Origin of the sequence: Streptomyces sp. NPDC059010 (assembly GCF_042740355.1) — a bacterium.
GTDB lineage: Bacteria > Actinomycetota > Actinomycetes > Streptomycetales > Streptomycetaceae > Streptomyces.
On the sequence record NZ_JBHYJA010000026.1, the window covers coordinates 53,297 to 78,226 of the forward strand.

Consider the following 24,930-nt stretch of genomic DNA (forward strand, 5'->3'; position numbering starts at 1 on the left):
GCCACGCTAACAACGGAGTTGCTCAGTCTCCCGCCGTTTTCAGCGCCGCCCGCAGATGGCCGCCCGCCCCGGACAGCAGCCCGGTCGCGGTGGGCCCGTCCACGTCGGCCAGCAGAATCAGGATCGCCGTCTTCACCTCGCCGCCGGCCTCGGTCAGGGCCCGTTCGATGTCGGCGTCCGGCGCGCCCGTGGCCAGGGCGGCGATACGGCGGGAGCGGGCCCGCAGCTTGTCGTTGGAGGCGCGGACGTCGACCATCAGGTTCCCGTACGTCTTGCCGAGGCGGATCATCGTGATCGTCGACAGCATGTTGAGGACGAGCTTCTGGGCCGTGCCCGCCTTGAGCCGGGTCGACCCGGTGAGCAGCTCCGGGCCCACCACGATCTCGATACCGTGATCGGCCGCCGCGGCCAGGGCACTTCCGGGGTTGCAGGACAGCCCGACCGTCAACGCGCCCTGCGCCCGGGCGTGCTCGACCGCGCCGATGGCGTACGGCGTGCGCCCGGAGGCGGAGATGCCGACGACGGTGTCGGCAGGGGTGAGCGTCAGCGCGTCGAGGTCGGCGCGGGCCAGCGCACCGGAGTCCTCGGCCCCCTCGACGGACGTGACCATCGCCTCCGGCCCGCCCGCGATGAGCCCGACGACCTGGTCCGGCTCGGTGTTGAAGGTCGGCGGACACTCGGAGGCGTCGAGCACCCCGAGCCGCCCGGCGGTACCGGCACCGGCGTAGACGAGCCGCCCGCCCCGGGCCATCCGCTCGGCGATGGCGTCGATGGCCGCGGAGATCTCGGGCAGCCGCGAGGCGACGGCGCCCGGCACGGAGGCGTCCTCGCCGTTCATCAGCCGGGCGATGTCGAGGGTGGGGAGCTGGTCGATCTCGGCGAGGTCGGGCCGGAAGGCTTCGGTGGTCAGGGTCTCCAACTCGGCGCGGAGATCACGGGGGTTGGAAGTGGAGGTCATGAGAGACGGCTCTTTCTGATGTGCGGTGTCCTGTCCGACCTTCGGTCCTGCGGTCCAGCGGTCCAGCGGTCCCGCGGTCCCGCGGGCTGTCCGGCTATCTGCGATGCCGGTGTGCCAGCGCCTCGTAGGACGCGGCGAGCGCGGGCGCCGCGGTCTCGTAGGTCCGCTGGGCAACACCCACGAACAGACAGTCCACGACGAGCAACTGACTGGTCCGCGACGACATCGCCGCGGGCCGCAACTCACTCTCCCGGGCCGTCGACGTCGTGAGGATGTGATCGGCGTACTGGCTGACGGCCCCGTCGGGCCGCCCGGTGATCGCGACGGTGGTCGCCCCGTGTTCGAACGCGACCCGCAGCGGCTCGATGACATCGCCCGTCGACCCGGAGTGCGTGATCGCGATCGCCACGTCACCGGCCCGCAACTGCACCGCGTTCGTCACGGCGAGATGCGGATCGCTGTGCGCGTGGGCTATCAGCCCTATCCGCAGCAGTTTCTGGGTGAGGTCCTGGGCGACCAGCCCGGACGCCCCGACGCCGTACACATCGATACGGCGGGCCGCGGCGGCGGCCGACACGGCCGCTCCCAGCTGGACGGTGTCGAGACCGGCGGCCGTGTCGGCGAGGGTCTGCTGCTCGTCGTAGGCGAGCTTGGCCACCACGTCGGCGATGGGGTCGTCCACCGCGATGTCGGTCGTGATGGCGGGGGCCCGGCCCGACTGCTGCTGGGCGGCGAGGCCGGCGAGCGCAAGGCGCAGATCGCGGTAGCCGGGGTAGCCGAGGAGGCGGGAGGTGCGCACGACGGTGGCCTCGCTGGTGCCGGTGAGTTCGGCGAGGCCGGTGACCGTGAGGGCCGAGCAGCCCGCCGGGTCGCTCGCCACCGCCTCGGCGACGCGCTGCATGGAGCGGGTCATCGACGGCGCGAGCGTGCGCACCTTGGCCGCGAGGGCGGCGGGGGCGGGCGGAGGTCCGCCCAGGCCGCTTCCGAAACTTTCCTTCAGTTCCTGGGTCACCTGTGAAAGATATTTTCGGCTCTGCGTCACGGTCAAGAGTGCGCACAATGGGACCATGGAACCCATCAGTCCGCTGGAGCAGTTTCTGCACACGGCTCGCGCACTCGTGCTCGCCGACCTGGTCGCGGGCGAGGTCGCCGAGGCGGACGTCGTGTCGCTGGTCGAGGAGTCGGTCGTACAGCGGCGCTGGTGGGTGGAGCAGTGGCCGGACGGCGCGGAGTACGTGGCCGGGCTGGTCGCCCAGGACGTGCAGGACGCGCTGCTCGACCGGTACGGCCGCTGGCCGCTGTGCCCGGTGTGCCCCTCGGGCGACCCGCACGCGCTGGACGTCGAACCGGAGCTGGGACCCGATCCGCACTGGGTGTGCCACGAGGCGGGGGTGAAGGTCGCGGCGGTGGGCGCGCTGGCGTCCGCCGTGCCGGGCGGCGGTCCCACCTCGTGACGCGGCGGGCCGTCCGCCGGACCGGAACCCTGCCGTCGTGACGGTCTACATCGACCCGCCGACCTGGCCGGGACACGGGCGGATGTGGTCGCACCTGGTGAGCGACTTGTCGTACGACGAACTGCACACGTTCGCCGAGAAGCTGGGCGTACCGCGCCGGGCCTTCGAGCGGGACCACTACGACGTCCCGTCGCACCGGTACGCCGACGCGGTGCGCGCGGGTGCCGTGGAGGTCAGCAGCCGTGAGGTGGTGCGGCTGCTGCAGGGGGCGGGGTTGCGCAGGCCGAAGGGGCGGGGGCTGGACTGACGCCCCCTCGGCCGCCGGCTGTCACGGCTCGGCGCCCCCGGTCAGGCGAACTGGCCGGGCTGGTAGCTGCCCGCGGGCTGCTGGATCATGACGTTCATCCGGTTGTAGGTGTTGATCATGGCGATCAGGATCACCAGGGCGCCGAGCTGCTCCTCGTCGTAGTGCTTGGCGGCGTTCTCCCAGACCTCGTCCGGGACCCCGCCGGCCCCGTCCGCGATGCGGGTGGCCTCCTCGGTGAGTTCCAGGGCGGCGCGCTCGGCCTCGGTGAAGCAGGTGGCCTCCCGCCAGGCCGCGACCAGGTTGAGGCGCAGCCAGTCCTCGCCGGCGGCGACCGCGTCCTTGCTGTGCATGTCGGTGCAGAAGCCGCAGCCGTTGATCTGGCTGGCGCGGAGGGTCACCAGGTGCTGCGTGCTGAGCGGCAGCGGCGAGTCGTGCACCGCCTTGCCGGCCGAGGCGAAGTGCTTGATGACCTTGCCGGCGATCGGGTTCTCGAAGAGGTTCAGACGGGGGCCCATGGCCAACTCCCTTGCCGTTGTCGTCGGTTACACAGCTATGACGGAACGGCTCGGCGGGATGTGACATGAGTGAACGTGACGTGAGTCACTCGTGGGTGGCTCGTCGCATGGGGTACCAGGTGTCGCCCGCCGGGACGGGCGGGTCCGAGAGGTTCCAGCTCCAGGAGAGGGTCGGGGTGATCCGCAGGTAGTGGCCGGGCCCCACCATGCCGACCCGTTCCACGGGGCCGTCCGCGATGCCGTACACCCGGATGCCGCGGGCGATGAACGGCTGGACGGAGAGCAGGTCGTCCACGACGAAGGCGACCTTGTCGCGGCCGTGCCCGACATTGCGGAACTTGCGGGTGGAGAGGACTTCCGCGCGCGGGCCGCCCACCCAGAAACGGGTGCCGTCGAACTCCAGGGCCACCGGCACCACATCGGGCTGCTCGTCCGCGCAGAGGCTGGCCAGGCGGGCGAGCGGGTTGGCGTACAGGTAGGAGATCTCCTCGTCCGTGAACGACACGGCCCCAGGCTAGGGCGTCCCCCGCTGCGCCCGGCGGACGTACAGCCGGAGCGTCGGATCCAGGTCCCGCTCTTCGTGCGCCGTCCGCTCCTCCGCCACACTCGCCCGTATATAACCCGCGCGCGCGACGACGCGCTGGGACGGTGCGTTGTCGGCTTCGATGGCGGCCATGAGGAGATGTACGTCGTCCCTGGCCAGGGCGTGGTCGGAGAGGGCGTGCAGGGCCTCGGTCGCATAGCCGTGGCCGCGGGCGGACTCAGTGAGGTCGTAGCCGACCTCGGCGTGGCCCTCCTCGTCCGGTGCGCCGTGGAAACCCATGCCGCCGACCGCGCGGCCGTCCTCCCGCCGGACGAGGACGAACAGCCCCCACTCGGGCCGGTGCACCCCCTCCTCGTATGCCTTCACCACCATCCCCGCGGCATCCCGCGTCCCCTGGAACGGCCCGTCCTCGACCCAGTCGAAGCCGCCGTCGCCGCCGTTGTGGAGGTCGATGGCGGCGGCGGGGGTGACGCCCTGGAGGGTGAGGCGGTCGGCGGGGATGACGAGGTTGTTGCGCCAGCGCCACTCGGTGACCGGGGCGCGTCCGGGCAGTTCGCCGCGGCCGGTGGCCCACAGCAGGGTGCGCCAGTGGTCGGGGCCGGGTTCGGGGCGGATGTGCGGGAAGATCGTGGTGAGGACGAACTCGGGTAGTCCGGCGGCCGGTTCGTAGGCCAGGCCGAGCCCCTCGGCGATGTCGTGCGCGTGCAGCAGCACCTCGGCGACGCCCATCGCGGCGAAGCCCTCGCGGTTGGCGCTGCGGAACGGGTACGGGTGGAAGGCGCGCACGTCGGGCGGTGTGGTGCGCAGGGTGGCGGCGAACAGGGCGCCGGCCGTCTCGATGACGTGCAGCAGCCCGTCGTTGTCGGTGCCGTCTTCGAGGGTGATCTCGAAGGGGACGTAGGCCTCCTGGGCGCGGCCCGCCAGCTGGCCGGCGTAGGCGACGAGGTCCTCGGCGATGTGGAACGCCGTCTCGTGACAGCTCCACTCCAGCCGCCCCGCCTTCACGGCCTCCCAGTCCTGGTCCACCGCCGTACGCAGCAACTCCACACAGCCCGCCACGGCCTCGGTCACACGTTCCCCGCCCACATGTCGCATGCGGGCAGGCTACGGGTGCCCGGCCCTCAGGGCGACAGCATTTCCAGCTCACCGGCGAGGTTGTAGCGGGCCGTGGCCTCCCATTCCTTGCGGCCGTGCGGGGTGCGGAACAGGGTCGGCAGGGCGAGGAGTTGGCGGAGGATCGCGGCGCGGCCCTCGCGGAAGGCGTCGCTGGGGACGAAGTGGTACTCCTCGCGGACGGCGGCCGTGTACGCGGCGTACGCGGAGGGCGGCGCGGCGAGGATCGCGAGGTCGGCGTCGCAGAGGACCTGACCGTCGGGGTCGTCCGGTGCCGGGTCGTGGGTGGTGGTGAGCCGGACCAGCCGGGCCACCTCGGCGGTCCGCTCCGCGGGAACACCGGCCTCCGGGAGCGCGCGTTCGGCGAGCCGGGCCGAGCGCTCCTCGTTCTCCGAGCGGTCGGGCAGATACACCGCGTCGTGGAACCAGGCGGCAAGGCGTACGACGTCGGGGTCGTCGGCGTGCCCGGCCAGCTCGTCGACATGGTCCAGGACCGCGGTGAGGTGGGTGAGCGTGTGGTAGCGGCGCTGCGGTTCCTGCCAGCGGGTGAGGAGGTCGTCGGCGTACGGGGCCGGGTCGGGGGCCGTGGCGGGAGCACGGGCTGCGTTCAGCGCCTGGGCGAAGCGGACGCGGAGGGCTTCGAGGGCGTGGGGATCGGCCATGGCGCCATTGTGGCGGGTGGGTGAGCCCTCCGGAGGTGTCGGCGATCTCCCGGTCTGGTGTCCGGCCGCCTAGCGTGGAGGCCATGACTTCTGCTGACGTGCATGTCGAACGGGATCCCGAACTGCCGGGGCGGCTGCTGGTCGTCGAGCGGGACGCGCTGGTGCCGCTGTTGCGGGGGAGGCCGGACAGTGACTTCGCGCTGCCGACCCCGGCGTGTCCGGGGTGGTCGGTGCGGGATGTGCTGGCGCACTGCTCGGCGGCGTTGATGCGGGTCGTGGAGAACCGGTTCGAGAAGGGCGTGTTCTCACCCGAGTCCAACGACCGGGACATCGCCGAGCGCGCCGACTGGACCAACGCGCGGGTCGTCGACGAGCTGGAGCGCGGGATGACCGAGGCCGGGCCGGCGATCGCCAAGGCCGGCGGAGCCCTGGACGGCATCGCCCTCGGGGAGTGGGTGCACGCCGGTGACGTACGCGAGGTGCTCGGGGAGCCCGGGGCCTACGCCGGGGCAGGCCTGCCCGACGCGCTCAGCCTGCTCGCACGGCTCACCCGGGAGCGGCACCACGTGCCCCTGCACGCCGACCTGGACGACGTGGACGAGCCCCTCCGCCTGGGCGAGGCGGCGGCTCCGCGGCCACCGGCGCGGTACATCGGGGACGCCGCGACGCTCGTACGGCTGTACGCGGGGCGGCCGGTGGAGGGGGCTTCGTACGAGCTGGCCGGGGTGGAGGCGAAGGAGCTGAACATCTTCGGGTGACCGACGGGAGTCGGCCAAGTGGGCGGCCCTCCTCCGCTGCGGCTTCTCCAACCCGTACTCTTGGATTGGACTAGACCTGTAGCCGCCGTCGAATGCCGAGGAATGGGGTCCCATGAGTGAGCGCGCAGTCCTGGAGGTGATCGCCCTCGGCGTCGAGGACGCGGTCGCCGCCCAGGCCGGGGGTGCGGACCGGCTCGAACTGGTCACCGACATGGCGGCGGACGGGCTCACGCCCTCGGCCGGGACCGTCGCCGCGATCCGGGCCGCCGTCGACATCGATCTGCGCGTGATGCTGCGGCTGGCGGAGGGGTTCGCCGCGGGGGACCTCGACCGGTTGGCGCGGGTGGTGCGTGAGATGCGGGATGCCGGGGCCGAGGAGTTCGTGCTCGGGTTCCTCGACGCGGGGGGTGGGGTGGATCTGGAGGCCGTCGAGCGGGTGGTGGGGGAGCTGGTCGGGTGCCGGTGGACCTTCCATCGGGCGATCGACCGGGCCGCGGACCGGGATGCGCTGCGCAAGCAGCTGGACGGGATGCCGGGACTGGACACGTACCTGACGGCAGGCTCGGGGGCCGGCGTGGACGACGGCCTTCCCACGCTGCTCACGGAGGCGGCGAGGAGCGGGGAACCCGGGTACGAGCAACGGATCCTGGTAGGGGGAGGCCTACGCCTGGACCACCTCCCGACGCTGCTCGCCGCCGGGATCGACGCGTTCCACATCGGCGGAGCGGCCCGGCCGGAGGGGTGGGACGGGCCGGTGTCCGTGGCCGCGGTGGCGGAGTGGCGGGCGGTGCTGGACGGGGGTTCTTAGGCAGGCGGTGCTGGGGCTGGACGGGGGTTCGTAGGCGGGCGGTGCTGGGGCTGGAGGCGGTGGATCGCGCAGCCTGGTGCTGACAGGGTGCCGCCTTTCTTCGGGCGGGCGAGGCCGGTCCGCCGACCACGCCCACCCGGACCGGCCTCGCGGCACGCACCGACGTCCACTGCAACCCCCTAAGGGGCGCGGGGAACTGCGCGACCAGCCCCCACCGACCCGCACCCCGCCACGAGACCTCACCACCCCCGAACCAAACGCCCCGCCCCTCCCCCACTCACCCCAACTGAACCGGCAACGGCGCCCCATGCGCCACGATCAACCCCGACACCGCCCGAGTCAGCGCGACATACAACCGCCGCAACCCCGTCCGCTCGTCCGGCTCCCCGTCCACCACCGCCTGAGGCTCGTCCAGCACGACGTAGTCGTACTCCAGACCCTTCGCGAGCGACGCGGGGACCAGTGTCAGGCGGGTCTGTTCCGTCGTCTCCTCACCCGGGGCCAGATAGGGAATCCCCGCAGCCGTCAGCGCCTCCGCCAACTCCGGCACCCTGGCATCCGCGGCGATCACGCCCACCGACCCCTCCCGGCCCAGCAACTCCCCACAGGCCGCCACCACTTCCACCGTCTCCGACACCGCCCGCACCTCGAAGAACCCCGGGTTCTCACGGATGGACGCCACCGGAGTCAGACCCGGCGCGATGTGCGGGAGGAGGCGCGAGGCGTATGTGATCACGTCCGTCGGCACGCGGAAACCGGCCGTCAGTTCCTCGATGACGCCGTCCGACTTGCCGAGATGGGCCAGCGCCTCGTCCCAGCTCCGTGTCGCCCACGGGGTCGTACCCTGCGCCAGATCGCCGAGCACCGTCGCCGAACCGGTCGTGCAGCGGCGCCCCACCGCCCGGTACTGCATCGGGGACAGATCCTGCGCCTCGTCGAGGACGACATGGCCGAGGGACGCCGTACGCGCCACGATGTCGTTCGCCTCGTCGATCAGCACCGCGTCCGCCGCCGACCACTTCGCGGACTTCACCGACCGCGCCGGCTTCGCCCACAGGATCGTCTTCCGCTCGTCCTCGCTCAGCAGCCCCTCCGCGTGGACGGCGAGGAAGTCCGCGTCCGCCAGCAGCCGCAGCACCAGCTTCGCCGGGTCCACCGGCGGCCAGATCGCCTTGACGGCCGCCTTCACCGCGCTGTTGCGGGCCACCGCGTCCTGCACCCTGTCGTCCGGCGCCTCACCCGACCGCTCCATCTGGACGAGCACGGCATGCGCGATGCGCTGCGGCAGGGCCTCGCGGGCGGCACCGTACCGGATGTCCCGGGCCAGCAACTCCCGTACGGTCTCCTCCACTTCGTACGCAGGGACGCGCCACCGCCGCGACCCGCGTACGACGACCACCGGCTCCGTCGGCATCGTCACATGCGAGTACACCGCTCGCCGCAGCACCTCCGCCATCCTCGCATCGCCCTTGATCACCGCGGCCGCCGCCTCGTCCGTGCCGCGCACCTCGACATGGGCGACCAGGTCGTCGACGGTGGCCTGCCGGACCGTCAACTCGCCCAGCGCCGGGAGGACTTGCTCGATGTAGTGCAGGAAGGACTTGTTCGGCCCGATGACGAGCGTGCCGGTGCGGGCGAGCCGCTCACGGTGCGCGTACAGCAGGTACGCCACCCGGTGCAGGCCCACCGCCGTCTTCCCGGTGCCCGGGCCGCCCTGTACACAGACCGTGCCGCCGAGCCCGGACCGTACGATCTCGTCCTGCTCGGGCTGGATCGTCGCCACGATGTCCCGCATCGGGCCGACACGCGGGCGCTCGATCTCCTGCTGGAGCAGCTGGCTGGTGCGGGCTGCCTCGGCCGGGTCGGAGAGGTGCTCGTCCTCGTAGGCCGTGAGGTCGCCGCCCGTGTAGCCGAAGCGGCGGCGCAGCGCGATGTCCAGCGGGTTCTTCTTGGAGGCCCGGTAGAAGGGCTGGGACACCGGCGCCCGCCAGTCGATGACCATCGGGTCGCCCTCGGCGTCGTGCACATGGCGGCGCCCGATGTAGAACTGCTCCCCCTCGGCACCCTCTGCCCCCTCGGCGCCGGGTGCGTGGAGATAGTCGAGGCGGCCGAAGAACAGCGGGGTGTCGCTGAGGTCGGCCAGGGCCTTGATGCGCTCGTCGATCTGGCGGGCGAGGACTTCGGCGTTGACCCAGTTCGCGGTGACGTCGCGGATGTCGAGGGACTCGACGTCCTCCCGCATGGCGCGCAGGGCGGCACGGGAGGAGGCGAGGTGGGAGCGCTCGCGGGAGAGGGGGTCGAGCGGGTCGTCTACGGGTGCGGGCGCGGGCGTGGACAAGGGGGTGCCTCCGGAGGACCTGCGGTGGGTGGTCGAGAGAAGCCGACCGGTTACCGTCCGGGCGGCGGCACTCCGTGTACGGAGGCGGGCAAGAGCGGAGATTTTAGGTGATCGCCGGGGGCGTATGCGAATGGTTTTTCCATCCGCTGTCCATCCCCTAGGGGACGGCGCCCTACTCCCTGGGGGCAAGGGGTCCGCCCCGAGGCGTACGAACGCACTGCACGGCTTCGGCCCGTAGGCCGATGCCGTCTTTATGCCTGCGAACCCATCATGGAGACATGAGCGCAGCAACCATCCACCCAGCCCCGACCGGCCCCCGAGGAGCCACCGCGCTCCAGGGAAGCCACCGTCACCGCCTCGGCGAAGCCCTGCGCGCCGTCAAGGTGTTCGCAGGTGCGGCCATCGATGTGATCCTCCTCGGTGAGTACGGAGAGGAAGCGGGCGTCCGCCGTAAGTGACGGCCCCGGCCCGCTACCCCTCCGCGAGGATCTCGTCCGCGTCCACGATCCGGTACGCGTACCCCTGCTCCGCCAGGAAGCGCTGGCGGTGGGCGGCGAAGTCCTGGTCGATCGTGTCGCGCGCGACGACCGAGTAGAAGTGCGCCTGGTGCCCGTCCGCCTTGGGGCGCAGCACCCGCCCCAGCCGCTGCGCCTCCTCCTGACGGGAGCCGAAGGTGCCCGAGACCTGGATGGCGACGGTGGCCTCCGGCAGGTCGATGGAGAAGTTGGCGACCTTGGACACTACGAGGACGCTGATCTCGCCTTCCCGGAACGCGTCGAAGAGCTTCTCGCGCTGCGCGTTGGAGGTCTCGCCCTTGATCACGGGCGCGTTCAGATGCTCGCCCAGTTCGTCGAGCTGGTCGATGTACTGCCCGATGACCAGGATCTGCTGCCCGGCGAACTTCCGGACGATGGCCTCAGTGACCTTCCGCTTGGTGTCGGTCGTCGCACAGTAGCGGTACTTCTCCTCCTGCTCGGCGGTGGCGTACGCGAGCCGCTCGGAGTCGGTGAGATTGACCCGGACCTCGACGCAGTCGGCGGGCGCGATGTAGCCCTGCGCCTCGATCTCCTTCCAGGGCGCGTCGAACCGCTTGGGGCCGATGAGGGAGAACACGTCCGACTCACGGCCGTCCTCCCGGACGAGGGTCGCGGTCAGTCCGAGCCGCCGCCGGGCCTGGAGGTCGGCGGTGAACTTGAAGACCGGCGCGGGCAGCAGATGCACCTCGTCGTAGACGATCAGACCCCAGTCGCGGGAGTCGAAGAGCTCCAGATGCGGATAGACACCCTTCCGCTTCGTCGTCAGCACCTGGTACGTGGCGATGGTGACGGGCCGGATCTCCTTCCGCGTCCCGCTGTACTCACCGATCTCCTCCTCCGTCAGCGACGTCCGCTTGACCAGCTCGTGCTTCCACTGCCGGGCCGAGACGGTGTTCGTGACGAGGATGAGGGTGGTCGACTTCGCCTGGGCCATGGACCCGGCGCCGACCAGTGTCTTTCCGGCACCACAGGGGAGTACGACGACCCCGCTCCCGCCGTGCCAGAAGTTCTCCACGGCCTGCTTCTGGTAGGGCCTGAGCGCCCACCCGTCCTCGGCCAGCTCGATCGGGTGCGCCTCGCCGTCCACGTACCCGGCGAGGTCCTCGGCCGGCCAGCCCAGCTTCAGCAGCGTCTGCTTGATCTGCCCGCGCTCGGAGGGGTGCACGGCGACGGTGTCGGGGTCGATGCGGGCGCCGACCAGCGGTGCGATCCGCTTCGAGCGCAGCACCTCCTCCAGGACCGGGCGGTCGGTGGTGGTGAGGACGAGGCCGTGCGTGGGGTGCTTGGAGAGCGTCAGGCGGCCGTAGCGGTCCATCGTGTCGGCGATGTCGACCAGCAGGGCGTGCGGCACGGGGTAGCGGCTGTACGTCACCAGCGCGTCCACGACCTGCTCGGCGTCGTGCCCGGCCGCGCGCGCGTTCCACAGGCCGAGCGGTGTGACCCGGTAGGTGTGGATGTGCTCGGGCGCCCGCTCCAGCTCCGCGAACGCCGCGATCGCCCGACGGCACGCGTCGGCCTGCTCGTGATCGACCTCCAGGAGCAGGGTCTTGTCCGACTGGACGATCAGTGGTCCGTTCACGTGCGTCCGTCCTTCCGCTCGACCACCCGGCCAAACGTCCAGTGTGCCTCATCCGCGGACGATCACAGCGGGCTCCCGACGGACCGCACCCGCCCCCCGGGCCCGGCTCCCCTGCCCGCCCCCGGCCAACCCCCGCTCTCCGGCCGCGTGTTAGCTTCGCACGGCATTGATCAACGGTACTGATATGGGGGAAACATGCGGGACCGTATACGCAAGACCGTCCGGGCCGGGCTCGTGGCCGGAGTCGCGTTGGCGGTGACGGCGGGGCTCGCCGGCAGCGCGAACGCCGGGACCATCGTGAAGATCAGGGTCTCGGGCGGCACGGGCACGTGGCTCGACTACGGCGACCGGGTCGAGTGCCACGACACCAAGGCGGACGGCTACGGCATCCGGACCTACGCCGAGTCGAAGGTGAACGGCGAGTGGTGGATGCAGGTCGCGTCCTGCTGGGGCGGCAAGGACGACCTGGTGCAGAGCGGCAACGCCGGCTTCACCGAGGGCGCCGACGTCAAGGTGAAGGTCTGCTACATCAAGCGGGGCGTCGGCGACGTCCGCTGCACCGGCTACCGGCACGCGAAGGCCTAGGAAGCCCGGCGCGTCCCAGGGGCGGTGCGTCGGCGACGTCCGCTGCACCGGCTACCGGCACGCGAAGGCCTAGGAAGCCCGGCGCGTCCCAGGGGCGGTCTCCCGGAGGCCGCCCCTCCGCGTTTCCCGGAGTCGTACCGGAGTCGTACAGGATGTCTTTTCATCCTTGCGGGTGGCACGGTTTCACCTGAACGGCGGCGGCTGCGAAGAATGCCGTTCGTGCAGGCCATCAGCCATGAACCGTCCCCGCCGACCACCACCCTCGGGTACGCCCTGTTCGCCACCCGCTGGCTGCAGGCCCCGCTCTACTTCGGCCTCGTGGCCGCGCAGGGGGTGTACGTCTACAAGTTCTTCAACGAGCTCTGGGCGTTAATCCTCCGGTGTGTGACCGGGCAGGCGACCGAGACGTACGTCATGCTCGCCGTGCTCAAGCTCGTCGACGTCGTGATGATCGCCAATCTGCTGATCATGGTGATCGTCGGCGGCTATGAGACCTTCGTGTCCCGCATCGGCCTCCAGGGCCACCGTGACCAGCCCGAATGGCTCTCGCACGTCAACTCCAACGTGCTGAAGGTCAAGCTCGCCACCGCCATCGTGGGGATCTCCTCGGTCCATCTGCTGCAGATGTTCGTGGACGTCCATCGCACCTCCCACCACTCACTGCTGTGGGGCACGGTGATCCACATGGCGTTCATCGCCTCGGCGGCGATCCTCGCGTACATGTCGGGCCCGATGGCCGCGCAGACGGAGCGCGGGCACCGGCAGCCGCACCGCGAGCACGCGGCCCCCGAGGAGCCGGCCGAGAAGGTCTTCGTCCCGGCCCAGGCCCCCTCGCGCGAGGACGAGCCCAGCGTCGAGCAGCGGCTGCGTGCCGCCGGGTTCCCCGCCCGGAAGCTGCTGGAGGACTTCGACTCCGAGCACCCCAGCTCCTTCGACCGGGAGGCCGTGGCCCGGCTCGGAAAGCTGGACTTCGTCGCAGCCCGCCGCAACGTGGTCTTCGTCGGCCCGCCCGGCACCGGCAAGACGCATCTGGCCGTGGGGCTCGGGGTGCGGGCCTGTCAGGCCGGGCACTCGGTGCTGTTCGCGACCGCCGCCGAGTGGTCCGCCCGGCTGGCCGGCGCACGGGACGCCGGGCGGCTCGCCGAGGAGCTGGCCGCGCTGGACGACCACGCCGTGCTGGTCGTCGACGAGGTCGGCTACACCCCCTTCGACGCGGAGACCGCCGCCCTCTTCTTCCAGCTCGTCGCCCACCGCTACGAGCGGTCCTCGCTGATCGTGACCAGCGACCGGCCGCTCGGCCGCTGGGACGAGGTCTTCGGCGGCCCCTCCGCGCCGGCGATGGTGGACCGGCTGGCCCACCACGCCGAGGTCGTACGGATCGACGGGGACAGCTATCGGATGCGCCGCGCTACTTCAGGGTGGGCAGACCGAGGTTGTTGACCAGCGGGCCTTCGATGGTGACGCCCTCGGTGATCAGGGACTCCGCGGCGGGCGCCGGGATGGGCAGCGGCAGGGGCGGGGCGGCGATCGCCGGGGCCACGGGGGCGAGTACGCCGAGGACGAGGGCGGCGGCGACGGTGGCGAGGCGGGCGGCGGTGGGACACATGGGCGCTGGTGCACCTTTCTGATGCCGGGGCGGGACAAGGGGGGCGAGCCGGACTGGCCGGACTGGCCGGGCGAGACGGACGGGCCGGACCCTGGAGCGCGGTCCGGCCCGACGTGTGTGCCTGCGGTGTCAGATCGGGAACTCGATCACCAACCCGGCGACCTCGCCACCGATCGCCGCGGCCTGCGTGGCGAAGGCGCCGATCATGGCGGCGGTGGCGGTCAGCACGGTGGCGATGCGACGAGCAGCACGCATGGACAACTACCTCTCTGTTGCGCTCACTTGAGCGTGATCAGGACATCGGGTGGCTGCCCTCCGCCACGCGGCGGAATGCGGAAAGATCCGAAAGGTCCCTCAAGAGTTGGAAAAGCCCGGCGTGGCGTGCATGAACCGCCGCGTTCGCCCGCACGAGTGGGGCGCATCAGCCACCTGCGCCGCCCGGCTGTCAGACCTGGTCGTCCGCCAGTTCCGCGACGCCAGTGATCCGGTGCAGCGGGTACGTCCGTACCTCGTCCGCGGTGTGGTCGTACGCCGTCACGAACCCGCCCTCGACCCGCACCGGAGCGATCACCCGCTGACTCGCGGCGCCCTCGGCGTTGACGTACCCGATCCACAGCGCCTCGCCGGTCAGGACGGCGGCCTGCATGGTGGCGAGGGTCTCCGCGGAGGTCGTGCGGGGCAGCTCACCGCCGGTCACCGGGGCCTCGGCCGGGCTCGGCTTGCGCGGGGTCGTGGAGGCGAGGTCGCCCGCGCGGATGGCGCGGATCGCCGCCGCCAGCAGGGTGGCGTCCGGCGTCGGCGGGCCGTCCGGGACCGGCTCGGGGGCCGTGCGCGGCGGGGTGCGGTGGGCGTCGGCGCGGGTGATCAGGACGTCGCCCTCGGCCGACTCGGCGGCCGGCGCGAAGCCCATCGCGCGCAGGCCCTCCAGCAGCGCGGCCGGGTCCGCCTGGGCGGCGAGCACGGTCGGCGCGAGGCGGCGCAGGCGCAGACCGGCGGCCCGCTTGTCGGCGAGGATCTCGTTCAGCATCGCGTCGTCGTCGCAGCGGACGTACGCCGACGCCGCGCCCACCCGCAGATGCCCGTGCCTACGGGCCACGTCGTCGATGAGATACGCCAGCGGCTGCGGCACCGGCGTACGCGAGTGCTCGGCGAGGAAGGCGTGCAGGTCGGAGGCGCTGCGGCCGGCGTCGAGGGCACGGCGCACCGAGCCGGGCGTGAAGCGGTACACCGTCGCACCGCCCTTGGACTCGACGTCCGCGAGTACGCCGAGCGTGTCGGCGAGCGGCCGTTGCAGCGGGCCGGGTGCCACGGCGGTGAGGTCGGCCTGGAGGAGGACGTGGTCGAGTCGCTCGGGGAGGAGGGGGGTGAGCAGACGGGCGGCGGCAGCGGAGGCCACGGCCTGTTCGGCGGGGGAGAGGGGCTCGGGGGAAGGGGCGGGGCGGTGGTGGTGCACGGGGAGTTTGTCACCGGGACCGACAGGTTCCCCGGCCGCGTGCTCCGGCGTCGGCGCAGGCGCCCCCAGCAGTGCCCGCCCGTGCCCCGACAGCGCCCCCCGCCCCGTGACCCCGAGCAGCTCCGCCTCGGTCAGCGTCCAGCGGGCGAGCCTGCTGCGCAGGTCGTCGTCCTGCTGGGGCCCGCGCAACGGCCGCTCCCAGCGCAGCCGGGCCAGCACCGACTCGGCGGACGGGGACGCCCCCTCCGGCAGCGCGGCGAGCAGGGCCAGCACCCGGTGCCGTACCTCCGGCGCGGCCGAGCGGTCCAGGCCGGGGCCCAGCGCGGACAGGGCCCGGTCCTTGGCGTCCCGCCCGCCGACCACTCCCGCCGTGCGGGTCGCCGTCAGCCATGCCTCCGTCAGCCGTGCCCAGCGCTGGGCGGAGGGCTGGTCCACCCACTCGTCGTAGGCGGGGGTCGCGGCGTACCGCTCGTCGGCCTCGCCGTCGGAGGCCAGCAGGCCCGCGGCGTAGGCCAGCTCGACCCAGAAGGCGGCCACCGGCTCGGGTACGTCCAGGGCGACCGCGGTCCGCTTGAGGTCGCGCACGCTGAGCCCGCCGGCCCGCAGCACGGCCGGCCCGCCCTCGTGCCAGTCCTTCAGCAGCTCCTCGACGGTGGCCAGCGCGGTGTACGCCTGCCCGGCCGCCGTCGCGTCCACAACCTGTGGACGGTGCGTCGAGGCCGTCTCCACGGGCGGCGGCAGCGGCTCGGTGGCGCGGTGCGCCCGCCCGGCGCGCAGATGCAGGGCGACCTCGCGGGGGAGGACGACCGTGCCGGGCGTCGTGGGGAGGAGGAGGCCGCGGTCGAGGAGCCAGCGCAGGCGGGGCGCGGGATCGGCGGTGACCTGGCCGTACGGCGGCCCCCAGACCAGCCGCGACAGCACCTCCAGGGACTCCTCCGGGGCGTCGGCGAGCAGGGCCGTCATACGCCGCCGGTCGGTGAACAGGGCGCTGAGCGACGCCACGGCCGACACCGCGTCGTGCGTCGAGGGCAGCCCGGCCGTCGTGACGATCTCCTGGATACGGCCCGGCGACATCCCCGCCGACGCCTCCGGCACGGTCGGGCCGAGGCCGGTCGGCGACGGGTGCTGCGCGGAGGGCGCGAGCAGTTCGCGTGCCGTACGGACCAGGCGCAGCCGGTCGTCGCCGCCCCACACCAGGGCCTGGTCGCGCAGGGTTCCCAGGGCGTGCGGCAGCGCGCCGGCCACGGCCGGGTCGCCCTCGTCGCCGGTCATCAGGCCGAGCAGTTCGTCGTACGACGCCGGGTCCGCCGCCACGGCCAGCGCTTCCGCCGTCTGCAACGCGAACCGGTCCAGCCGCTCCAGGGCACGCACGACGGAGGCCCGCGTGCCGGCCCTGGTCGCCAGCTGCGTGAGGTCGGTCGGCACGGGGGTGATGAGATCGGGCCGGCTGCGCAGGAGCACGGCCAGGGAGGCGTCGTCCCGAACGCGGAGAGCCTCCGCGAGGGAACGGGGCGGTGTAGCCGGGTCGCTCATCCTGCCCACGTTAGCGGGTGGGGCGACGGGACAGGGGGCGTGCCGGACGCCTGGAGTGCCCCACCGTGGGCGAACGGAACGTTTCCGAGATGGCGGGCGGATGAACTTCATCCGGAGGATTCCGGCACCTCTGGCAACGCAGCGCACCCACTGGTCACCCTGGGCTCCCGGTCAACTGCTTCACAGCTCAAGGGAATTGGGGGGTTCACGATGAGCGAGCAGGCCGAGCAGTGGATCGCGATCCTGAGTCTGGCGTTTCCCGTCGCCGCGTTCCTGTGGGAGTTCGCCATCGTCGGCCGCAAGCGACTCGGCTACCGGGTGCAGATGGACACCCTCGCCGCGGACGCCGCCGACAAGCCGTACGCCGACGTCCTGGGGGACATGCGGCACGACGGCCACCAGCTCAAGGACCCCTCGTTCGTCCTGCTGCGCATCGAGAACGCCGGCTCGGCCAAGATCGTCTCCGAGGACTATCTGGCCGACCCCGCCGACCCCTACGGCATAAAGGTCACCTTCCGGGACCGCCGCGTCGCCGCCGTGGTCCTCACCGACCCGAGCAACAACGCCCTGCGCGACTTCTTCTTCGAGGAGGAGACGGAAGGCGACAGCGTCCGCACCGTCGCCAAACCCGGCTTCCGCCGCAACAACAACGCGGGGGACCGCACCGGCACCATCCGGCTCCCGAAGGTGACGCTGCCCCGGGGCGCCGAGTACAAGGTGCTCGTCGTGCTGGAGCGCTGGCCCGAGGACAACAGCACCGACCCCTTCCCGGACCCCGTCGTCCAGGGCACCGACGGACAGGACCGCTGGTACGACCCGCTGATGCGGCTGCTGAGGCTGAAGGCCACCCGGACCGAGAGCCATGTCTTCGCCTCCCGGCCCGCCTGGTGGCTCATCTGGATCCTGATCGCGGCCGTCGCCGTCCAGGCCAACTACACGCTCTTCTTCAGCGACGAGAAGCGCCCCCCGCTCGACTGCGTCGAGGGCACCCTCCACCTGCACGGCTCCACCGCCTTCGCCCCCGCCGTACGGGCCGCCGCCCGCGACTACCTCAAGCGCTGCGACGGCGCCGACGTGCACATCCCGCTCGCCGACGACACCTTCAAGGGCAGCACCGACGGCATCACCGACCTGGACAAGGCCGGCCGGGAGGCCGGTGTCCCGGTCGGCGAGGGCCTGCCCGACCACATCGCCTTCACCGACGGACTCGCCTCCGACGGCCACCCCCGTCTGATCCCCAAGCCCGTCGCGCTCTCCGTCTTCACCCTCGTCGTCAACAAGGACGCGGGCGTGGAGAACCTCAAACTGGGCCAGATACGCGACCTCTTCGCCGGCCGCGTGCAGAACTGGTCCGAGATCGGCGGCAACGACGTGCCCGTCCACCTCGTCAACCGCGACCCCGGCTCCGGCACCCGCAGCACCCTCGTCGCCAAGGTCCTCGGCGGCAAGGAACCGCCCCAGTTCACCGAGACCGACTGCGCCGCCCTCAAGCCGAGGCGGTACGGCCGCTGCGAGGTCACCAGCACGGACACCATGCTCAACACGACCGCCTCGACACCCGGCGCCGTCGGCTACAGCGAGGCCACCGCCGTCGACGGCGACAAGGCCGCCGCGGGCCTGGTCAAGGTGACCATCGACGGCCGGGAACCGACGGCGGCGGGCGTCGAGGACACCAACTACCCCTACTGGCAGACCGAGTTCGCCTACACCTACGGCGAGGCCCCGGCCGGTTCCGTCGCCGCCGCCTTCCTGAACTTCCTCACCCAGCAGAGCGGCCGCGACATCCTCCGCGACCACGGCCACGGCCTCTGTTCCGAGGTGCGGAACTCCGGCGAATGCCGCCCGGCCTGAGAACCGGTCCGGGCACATGCTCCACCCGTCCAACCCGCCCCACCCACCCTGTACTGCGCTAACGTCGTCCCGAGGGGTATCCAACGCACCCACCCCGGAGGGGACTTCGTGGGGATCGAGAGCGACCAGGTCGTCTACGAGTATCTGAGCCGCGTCGGCGACGTGGCCCAGCAACGGCAGCTGCCGTCGTCCACCCGCATGCGCCTGGTGTCCGAGCTGCGCGGCGAGATCGACCGGCGGCGCGCCAAGTCCCCCGTCGACACCCCCGCCGCGGTCCGCCGCATCATCGCCCGCCTCGGCACCCCGGACGAGGTCGTCGCGGCCGCCGGCGGCAACCCCGCCCCCGCCCCCCAGGCCCCCGCCGCCTCCGTACCCGCACAGCCGGTGAGCCGGCACGACGACACCGACGGCAACGACGGCACCGGCGGCAAACGCCCCAGGGGCCTGCGCCGCATCGTGCCGCGCCCCCGCCCCGCCGAGCCCGAGGCGCCCCCGCACGACGCCGCCCCGCCACCCCACCTCGCCTCCACGGCCGACCTCGGCGGCAGCGCGACCCAGCCCGACTGGTGGCGCGTGGACAGCAGCCCCTTCGGCCCCGGTGAGGACGTCCCCGGCTTCGTCGGCGGCATCGAGATCCCGGAGATGCTCAGACACCCGCTCGCGAAGGACGAGCTGCTGCGCAAGAAGGACCCCACCGAGGAGCCGGACCCGGCACCCGTGGAAAGGGCGGTGGAAAAGGCCGAGGAGGAAGCGCCGAAAACCCGCCGCCGCCTCCTGCCCCGCCGCCCGGCCCTGCCCACCGGCCGCTGGAGCAACCCCCTCCTCCTGCTCGCCGCCGCCCTCCTGATCACCGGCGCCGTCCTCGGCAACCTCATCGCCCTGCTCCTGGGCTGGCTGATCGCCTGGGGCTCACGACGCCTGAGCGACGCCGAGACCAAGGTGGCGGTCGTGATCCTGCCCGCCCTCTCCCTCACCGCCGGTGTCCTCTGGCTGTGGGGTCGCACCAACGGCCGCTGGGGCGCCCCCATCGCAGAGGGCCAGACAAACGCAGCGCTCGCGGACACCTGGCCCTGGGTACTGCGGGGCGCGGCGGTGGCATCGGCGCTCTTCATCGTTTGGCGGTCACAGAAGCACACCTAGGGGCGCGGGGCTGTATCGATTTGCGGCTCTGCCGCGTGGGCGCGACCAACCCCCACAAACCCGCAGCCGCCACACAACGGAAGGGACCGAGCTACTGGGCACAATGACCCCATGGCTTCCATAACCGTCGGCTTCGACCTCGACATGACCCTCATCGACTCCCGCCCCGGCATCCACGCCTGCTACACCGCACTGGCCGACCGCACGGGCACGCACATCGACGCCGACCTGGCCATCACCCGCCTGGGACCCCCGCTGGAAGAGGAACTGATCAACTGGTTCCCGGCGGAGCAGATCGCGGCCATCGCCGACGTGTACCGCGAGATGTACCCGACGATCGCCATCGCCGCGACACCCGCCCTGCCCGGCGCCCGCGAGGCGATAGCCGCCGTACGGGACAAGGGCGGACGCGCGATCGTCGTCACCGCCAAGTACGAGCCGAACGCGAAACTGCATCTGGAACACCTCGGCATCGAGCCCGACGCCGTCATCGGCAACCTCTGGGCCGAACAGAAGGCGGAGGCACTGCGCGAGCACGGCGCGAGCGTCTACGTCGGTGACCACCAGGGAGACATCCGGGCCGCCCGCGCGGCCGACGCACTGGCCGTCACCGTGGCGACCGGCCCGTACAGCGCCGACGAGCTCGCCGAACTGGGCGCGGACGTCGTCCTCGCCGGCCTGACGAACTTCCCCGACTGGCTCGCCGGTTACCTCGAAACGCCCCGCGCCTGACGCCGCCCCGCAGCCACCGAGCGGAGCACCCCCGCTCCGGCGACGAGGAATCCGACGCCCATCAGCATGCTCAGTCCGAACATGTACGTCGGAAATGGCGTCGTACCGAGCAGGAACGGGGCCACCGTGACCAGAGTGGCCACGGCACCGATGAAGAACACGACCGCACCGGCACGGATCAGTCGGTCACCGGGAGCGGCGGAATTCGTTTGGGTTTTGTCGCGCACCGGACCAGGGTAGTTCCCTGCGCGAGGGAACAACCGGGCGACGTCTTGTCACCGGCCCGGGGACCATTAGCCTTGGTACCGGCGGGTCGTGGTCGACCCGCTGTAGTGCTATCAAGAGCCGTTTTCAGAAGCAGTTTTCCGACGAGTACGAGGACGAGGACAGACGTGCCTACCGGCAAGGTCAAGTGGTTCAACAGCGAGAAGGGCTTCGGCTTTCTCTCCCGCGACGACGGCGGTGACGTCTTCGTCCATTCCTCGGTTCTCCCCGCCGGAGTAGACACACTCAAGCCGGGACAGCGCGTGGAGTTCGGGGTCGTCGCCGGTCAGCGCGGTGACCAGGCGCTCTCGGTCACGGTCCTGGACCCGACTCCGTCGGTCGCGGCCGCCACCCGTAAGAAGCCGGACGAGCTGGCATCCATCGTCCAGGATCTGACGACCCTCCTGGAGAACATCACGCCGATGCTGGAGCGAGGCCGCTACCCCGAGAAAGCCGCAGGCAAGAAGATCGCCGGTCTGTTGCGGGCGGTCGCCGACCAACTCGACGTATAGGCCCTTGAATCCTTAAGGGAAATCCAGCGCATCCGGGCCGAGGGGCGGTACCAGTCCCTCGGCCGCCGCACGTGTGAGGAGCCCCCGCACCGCCGCATAGCCGTCCACGCCGAGATCGTGCGTGAACTCATTGACGTACAGCCCGATGTGCTGGTCCGCGACGCCCGGGTCCATCTCCTGCGCATGCTCCATGACATACGGCCGGGAGACCTCGGGATCGTCCCACGCGGCCCGCACCGACGTACGGATCGAGTCGGCCAGCCGCGTCAGCGTCCCCGCGCCCAGTGACCGCTTGGCGATGATCGCGCCCAGCGGGATGGGCAGCCCGGTGGAGTGCTCCCAGTGCTCGCCCATGTCGGCGAGCTTGTGCAGCCCGTAGTTCTGGTACGTGAAGCGCGCCTCGTGGATGACGAGACCCGCGTCGACCTTCCCGTCCCGCACGGCCGGCATGATCTCGTGGAACGGCAGAACGACGATCTCGCCGACCCCGCCGGGGAGGGTGTCCGCGGCCCACAGCCGGAACAGCAGATACGCCGTCGACTTCTCGCTCGGCACCGCGACCGTACGGCCCGTGAGGTCGATGTCCGCCTCCCGCGTCAGCACCAGCGGCCCGCAACCCCGGCCCAGCGCACCGCCGCACGGCAGCAGCGCGTACTCGTCGAGGACGTACGGCAGCACGGCGTACGACACCTTCAGTACGTCGAACTCGCCACGCTCGGCCATGCCGTTGGTGATGTCGATGTCCGCGAAGGTCACGTCCAGCGCGGGCGCCCTCGGCACCCGGTGGTGGGCGAGGGCGTCGAAGACGAACGTGTCGTTGGGGCAGGGCGAGTACGCGATCTTCAAGGGCTGTCGCTGCTGTTCACCGGTCATGCGGTTGCCAACTCTCCAGGACGGGTGCGAGCTTCCCGAAGGCCTCGGCGAGGGCCGCCAGCGCGTCGCCGATGCGCCAGGCGGCGCGGTCGCGCGGGCCCACGGGGTTGGAGATCGCGCGCAGCTCCAGCACCGGTGTGCGGTGTGCGGTCGCGGCCTCGGCGACGCCGAAGCCCTCCATGGCCTCCGCGAGGGCGGTGGGGTGGCGCTCGCGCAGCCGGGCGGCGCGGACGGCGGTGCCGGTCACCGTGGACACGGTGAGGACGGCGCCGGGGCGCGCGCCGGTGGCGGCCGCCACCTCTCGTACGAGTGCTTCGGGCGGACGGTGGGTGACGGTGCCGAAGCCCAGCTCGGTGACCGGCAGGAAGCCGTCGGGGGTCTCCGCGCCGAGGTCGGCCGCCGTGATCTCGTCGGCGACGACCAGCGAGCCGACGGGGGCATGCGGCGCGAAGCCGCCGGCGATCCCGGCCGAGACGACCAGACCGTAGGGGGCGCCGTCCAGGGCGGCCGTGGTGAGGGCCGTGGCGGTGGACGCCGCGGCGAGGGCCGGGCCCACACCGGCGGCGATCACCTCGATGCCGGGGCGCCCGAGCACCCGAGCCACCGCGTCCCGCTCGGCGGGGACCGCGGTGGCCACGAGGACCCGTACAGCGGACGTGGTCAGGCGTCCTTCTTGAGCTTGAAGGTCCACAGCCCCGTCACGTCCTGCTCGCCCTCCTTGATCGACACCAGCGTCGAGTCGCCGCTGGCGCCGTACTGGGCGTTGAAGAACACGCTGCCCGGGATGGTGCGGTAGGTCTTGGTGCTGGAGTCGGTGAGCGGCTGGCCGTTCATGAGGATGGTCCAGCCCTCGTCGGCGATCTCCGGGTCGACGCCGAAGCGGACGGTGTCGTCGGGGTCCACCTTGATGGACTCGATGCCCTTGTCCTTCAGGCACTTCGCCAGGTCGGCGGTCTTCAGGGAGTCGCCCTCACCACCGCAGGTCGCCTCCGAGTGGACCGAGGACGTACCGACGGTCACCGTGGCCAGCGGCGTCGGCTTGTCGCAGGCCGACAGGACGAGCAGTCCGGCGGAAACGGCGCCGGCGGCGGCGACGGCGCGGCGGCGTCGCACAACGGATTGCAGCGTGGTCATGGGCGAAGGCTATAGGGCGGGGCTGACGCTCTCTCTACGTGGGGGCGGCGTGCCGTATGTCACGCGGGGCCGAGAGCGGCGTTCAGAGGCTCTCACTCCACCCGCGGCCGGGCGTGGCCGCCGTGCCTGGCAGAGCCGATCAGGCCCTTGGCTGTGGTCAGCCACCCGACGGCGACGATCCCCGCCCCCACCAGCAGGCCCAGCGAGCCGTTCAGCGGCAGCACGATGCCGATCGCGCCGCCGAGCACCCACGCCACCTGCAGCAGCGTCTCGGAGCGCGCGAACGCCGACGTACGGACCAGCTCCGGCACGTCCCGCTGGATCAGCGCGTCCAGCGACAGCTTGGCCAGCGCCTGCGCGAACCCGGCGACCGCCGCGAGGAAGGCCACCAGGAGCGAGCCGAAGAAGATCGCGGCGGTGATCGCCACGCCCAGCACGAAGCCGACGACGGTCACGATGATGATCTCCGGCGACCGGGATCTGAGCCACGCCCCGACCGCCGTACCGAGCGCGTTGCCGACACCGGCCGCGACGGCGACTATGCCGAGCGACACGGCGGCGCTCTGGCCGGACATCGGGTGCTCGCGCAGCAGGAACGCGAGGAAGAAGATCAGGAAGCCGGTCAGACAGCGGATGGCGGCGTTGGCGCCGAGCGCATGGGTGACGGCGATGCCGACCGTGCGCAGTCCGGGCCGCTTGACGGGCTGCCGGTGCGGCCCGTGCAGATGCTGCTCGTCGGCGGCCAGCAGCGCGGTGTCCTCGCCCTTGGCCGAGTCGACCTTGTGCGGCAGCGAGAAGGACAGGAACGTCCCCGCGATGAAGATCACGAAGGCGCCGTAGAGCGGCCAGCGCGGCCCGATCGCCTGGAGCCCCGCCCCGATGGGCGCGGCGATGCCGGTGGCGAGCAGCCCGCCCAGGGTGACCCGGGAATTGGCCTTCACCAGGGAGAAGCGGGGTGGCAGGAGCCGGGGCACGACGGCGCTTCTCACCACGCCGTACGCCTTGGAGGCGACCAGCACCCCGAGGGCGGCCGGATACAGCTGGAGGTCGCCGCTGACGACCGCGCTGGACAGGACCAGGGCGAGCAGCGCCCGCGCCAGCATCGCGCCGGCCATCGCGGCGCGGCGGCCGTGCGGGAGACGGTCCAGGAGCGGGCCGATCACGGGCGCGAGCAGCGTGAACGGCGCCATGGTGATGCCCAGGTAGAGCGCGACGCGCCCGCGGGCCTCGTCGGTCGGTACGGAGAAGAAGACGGTCGAGGCGAGCGCGACGGTGATCATCATGTCCCCGGCGCCGTTCACCCCGTGGAGCTCGATCAGCTTGCCGAGGCCGGACTCGCCGGCGCCCTGGGCGTGGGTGGCCCGGCGGATACCGCGGGCGGTGCCGGTGAACGGGAAGTGCAGGGCGCGGCCCACCGCGCGGAGGGAGCCGCCGATCCGGCCCGTTCCGCCACCTCTTTTCCGGCCCCCCTTGGCCCCACCGACACCGGTGGCTCCTTGGGGCGGCCGTGCGGTCGCCACGACGCAATAGTGCCCCGAGATGGGGGTGCGTAGTGCGGTTACGGCGCGTATGGGGGGCAGGTTATGCGCAGGGTCCCGGCCCGGTGCGGGGCAACTGTCGGGTCGGAGGCACGGGTTCCATCGGCCGCCGCGCACGCTGAAAGGGCCGTCGGTGT

General features: G+C 71.9%; 27 protein-coding genes. 11 read left to right on the forward strand and 16 right to left on the reverse strand.

All coding sequences use genetic code 11. The features are described 5' to 3' along the window. Positions 1–22: 22 nt before the first annotated feature. Together murQ and ACFWYS_RS26885 are read right to left on the reverse strand one after the other, a co-directional pair. On the reverse strand, positions 23–958 hold the full coding sequence (murQ, locus tag ACFWYS_RS26880) for an N-acetylmuramic acid 6-phosphate etherase (RefSeq protein WP_384773955.1): 936 nt from the start codon (positions 956–958) through the stop codon (positions 23–25). A 94-nt stretch (positions 959–1,052) separates the two neighbouring features. Beyond that, the gene (locus ACFWYS_RS26885; RefSeq protein WP_384773958.1) at positions 1,053–1,970 is read right to left on the reverse strand and encodes a MurR/RpiR family transcriptional regulator; all 918 of its coding nucleotides are present in this window, start codon (positions 1,968–1,970) and stop codon (positions 1,053–1,055) included. Between the two features lie 55 nt (positions 1,971–2,025). On the opposite strand from ACFWYS_RS26885, the gene ACFWYS_RS26890 reads away from it, so the two are divergent. Continuing rightward, positions 2,026–2,412, forward strand: a complete 387-nt coding sequence (locus tag ACFWYS_RS26890; protein ID WP_384773961.1) for a hypothetical protein — start codon at positions 2,026–2,028, stop codon at positions 2,410–2,412. Between the two features lie 37 nt (positions 2,413–2,449). Then, positions 2,450–2,719, forward strand: a complete 270-nt coding sequence (locus ACFWYS_RS26895) for a DUF4031 domain-containing protein (RefSeq protein WP_384773963.1) — start codon at positions 2,450–2,452, stop codon at positions 2,717–2,719. A 41-nt stretch (positions 2,720–2,760) separates the two neighbouring features. On the opposite strand, the gene ACFWYS_RS26900 is transcribed toward ACFWYS_RS26895, so the two are convergent. The 4 genes from ACFWYS_RS26900 to ACFWYS_RS26915 form a co-directional block, all read right to left on the reverse strand. Further along, positions 2,761–3,234: a carboxymuconolactone decarboxylase family protein gene (locus tag ACFWYS_RS26900; protein ID WP_384773965.1), complete on the reverse strand. Its 474-nt coding sequence runs from the start codon at positions 3,232–3,234 to the stop codon at positions 2,761–2,763. An 85-nt stretch (positions 3,235–3,319) separates the two neighbouring features. Further along, a complete protein-coding gene (locus ACFWYS_RS26905) occupies positions 3,320–3,739 on the reverse strand; it encodes a PPOX class F420-dependent oxidoreductase (protein ID WP_384773968.1) in 420 nt (139 codons plus the stop codon). 9 nt (positions 3,740–3,748) lie between these two features. Further along, a complete protein-coding gene (locus tag ACFWYS_RS26910) occupies positions 3,749–4,873 on the reverse strand; it encodes a GNAT family N-acetyltransferase (protein ID WP_384773971.1) in 1,125 nt (374 codons plus the stop codon). A gap of 26 nt (positions 4,874–4,899) precedes the next feature. Then, positions 4,900–5,553 (reverse strand): HD domain-containing protein, encoded by a 654-nt coding sequence (locus ACFWYS_RS26915; protein ID WP_384773974.1) that lies wholly within the window; start codon positions 5,551–5,553, stop codon positions 4,900–4,902. Positions 5,554–5,636: 83 nt separating this feature from the next. On the opposite strand from ACFWYS_RS26915, the gene ACFWYS_RS26920 reads away from it, so the two are divergent. Beyond that, positions 5,637–6,311, forward strand: coding sequence for a maleylpyruvate isomerase family mycothiol-dependent enzyme (locus ACFWYS_RS26920; RefSeq protein WP_384773977.1), 675 nt, complete (start codon positions 5,637–5,639; stop codon positions 6,309–6,311). A gap of 112 nt (positions 6,312–6,423) precedes the next feature. Continuing rightward, positions 6,424–7,119: a copper homeostasis protein CutC gene (locus tag ACFWYS_RS26925; protein WP_384773980.1), complete on the forward strand. Its 696-nt coding sequence runs from the start codon at positions 6,424–6,426 to the stop codon at positions 7,117–7,119. Between the two features lie 277 nt (positions 7,120–7,396). Here ACFWYS_RS26925 and ACFWYS_RS26930 read toward each other — a convergent pair whose 3' ends face one another. Next, complete coding sequence (locus ACFWYS_RS26930) at positions 7,397–9,457, reverse strand: HelD family protein (RefSeq protein WP_384773983.1); 2,061 nt, start codon at positions 9,455–9,457, stop codon at positions 7,397–7,399. Positions 9,458–9,735: 278 nt separating this feature from the next. Here ACFWYS_RS26930 and ACFWYS_RS26935 point away from each other — a divergent pair, with 278 nt between their 5' ends. Continuing rightward, a complete protein-coding gene (locus ACFWYS_RS26935; RefSeq protein ID WP_384773986.1) occupies positions 9,736–9,915 on the forward strand; it encodes a hypothetical protein in 180 nt (59 codons plus the stop codon). 13 nt (positions 9,916–9,928) lie between these two features. Here ACFWYS_RS26935 and ACFWYS_RS26940 read toward each other — a convergent pair whose 3' ends face one another. Further along, entirely contained in the window at positions 9,929–11,572 is a 1,644-nt protein-coding gene (locus ACFWYS_RS26940) for a DNA repair helicase XPB (RefSeq protein ID WP_384773989.1), read from the reverse strand. A gap of 195 nt (positions 11,573–11,767) precedes the next feature. Between ACFWYS_RS26940 and ACFWYS_RS26945 the strand changes: the two genes are divergently transcribed. Then, positions 11,768–12,157 (forward strand): hypothetical protein, encoded by a 390-nt coding sequence (locus ACFWYS_RS26945; protein WP_384773992.1) that lies wholly within the window; start codon positions 11,768–11,770, stop codon positions 12,155–12,157. A 210-nt stretch (positions 12,158–12,367) separates the two neighbouring features. After that, positions 12,368–13,597 carry an IS21-like element helper ATPase IstB gene (gene istB, locus ACFWYS_RS26950; protein WP_384773994.1) on the forward strand — a complete coding sequence of 410 codons (1,230 nt, stop codon included), beginning with the start codon at positions 12,368–12,370 and terminating at the stop codon, positions 13,595–13,597. Here the strand turns inward: istB and ACFWYS_RS26955 are convergent. The 3 genes from ACFWYS_RS26955 to ACFWYS_RS26965 form a co-directional block, all read right to left on the reverse strand. Then, a complete protein-coding gene (locus ACFWYS_RS26955; protein WP_384773997.1) occupies positions 13,566–13,763 on the reverse strand; it encodes a hypothetical protein in 198 nt (65 codons plus the stop codon). The two genes, istB and ACFWYS_RS26955, sit on opposite strands and share 32 nt — an antisense overlap. A 129-nt stretch (positions 13,764–13,892) precedes the next feature. Next, positions 13,893–14,018 carry a hypothetical protein gene (locus ACFWYS_RS26960; RefSeq protein ID WP_272123792.1) on the reverse strand — a complete coding sequence of 42 codons (126 nt, stop codon included), beginning with the start codon at positions 14,016–14,018 and terminating at the stop codon, positions 13,893–13,895. Between the two features lie 190 nt (positions 14,019–14,208). Then, positions 14,209–16,749: a helicase-associated domain-containing protein gene (locus ACFWYS_RS26965; protein WP_384774001.1), complete on the reverse strand. Its 2,541-nt coding sequence runs from the start codon at positions 16,747–16,749 to the stop codon at positions 14,209–14,211. 210 nt (positions 16,750–16,959) lie between these two features. Between ACFWYS_RS26965 and ACFWYS_RS26970 the strand changes: the two genes are divergently transcribed. The 3 genes from ACFWYS_RS26970 (at position 16,960) to ACFWYS_RS26980 (ending at position 20,472) form a co-directional block, all read left to right on the forward strand. Further along, on the forward strand, positions 16,960–18,600 hold the full coding sequence (locus ACFWYS_RS26970) for a substrate-binding domain-containing protein (protein WP_384774004.1): 1,641 nt from the start codon (positions 16,960–16,962) through the stop codon (positions 18,598–18,600). Positions 18,601–18,708: 108 nt separating this feature from the next. Next, the gene (locus tag ACFWYS_RS26975) at positions 18,709–19,740 is read left to right on the forward strand and encodes a hypothetical protein (RefSeq protein ID WP_384774007.1); all 1,032 of its coding nucleotides are present in this window, start codon (positions 18,709–18,711) and stop codon (positions 19,738–19,740) included. Positions 19,741–19,851: 111 nt separating this feature from the next. Beyond that, entirely contained in the window at positions 19,852–20,472 is a 621-nt protein-coding gene (locus tag ACFWYS_RS26980; RefSeq protein WP_384774010.1) for an HAD family hydrolase, read from the forward strand. On the opposite strand, the gene ACFWYS_RS26985 is transcribed toward ACFWYS_RS26980, so the two are convergent. After that, complete coding sequence (locus ACFWYS_RS26985; RefSeq protein ID WP_062153452.1) at positions 20,448–20,699, reverse strand: hypothetical protein; 252 nt, start codon at positions 20,697–20,699, stop codon at positions 20,448–20,450. The two genes, ACFWYS_RS26980 and ACFWYS_RS26985, sit on opposite strands and share 25 nt — an antisense overlap. A gap of 165 nt (positions 20,700–20,864) precedes the next feature. Between ACFWYS_RS26985 and ACFWYS_RS26990 the strand changes: the two genes are divergently transcribed. Next, positions 20,865–21,248 (forward strand): cold-shock protein, encoded by a 384-nt coding sequence (locus tag ACFWYS_RS26990; protein ID WP_384774014.1) that lies wholly within the window; start codon positions 20,865–20,867, stop codon positions 21,246–21,248. 12 nt (positions 21,249–21,260) lie between these two features. Here ACFWYS_RS26990 and ACFWYS_RS26995 read toward each other — a convergent pair whose 3' ends face one another. The 4 genes from ACFWYS_RS26995 to ACFWYS_RS27010 form a co-directional block, all read right to left on the reverse strand. Continuing rightward, on the reverse strand, positions 21,261–22,121 hold the full coding sequence (locus ACFWYS_RS26995) for a 1,4-dihydroxy-6-naphthoate synthase (RefSeq protein WP_384774017.1): 861 nt from the start codon (positions 22,119–22,121) through the stop codon (positions 21,261–21,263). Then, entirely contained in the window at positions 22,111–22,758 is a 648-nt protein-coding gene (locus ACFWYS_RS27000) for a futalosine hydrolase (RefSeq protein WP_384774020.1), read from the reverse strand. The genes ACFWYS_RS26995 and ACFWYS_RS27000 overlap by 11 nt, the downstream gene beginning before the upstream one ends. Before the next feature lie 23 nt (positions 22,759–22,781). Further along, on the reverse strand, positions 22,782–23,255 hold the full coding sequence (locus ACFWYS_RS27005) for a DUF2771 domain-containing protein (protein ID WP_384774023.1): 474 nt from the start codon (positions 23,253–23,255) through the stop codon (positions 22,782–22,784). Between the two features lie 92 nt (positions 23,256–23,347). Next, the gene (locus ACFWYS_RS27010) at positions 23,348–24,775 is read right to left on the reverse strand and encodes an MFS transporter (protein WP_384774026.1); all 1,428 of its coding nucleotides are present in this window, start codon (positions 24,773–24,775) and stop codon (positions 23,348–23,350) included. Between the last annotated feature and the right edge of the window lie 155 nt (positions 24,776–24,930).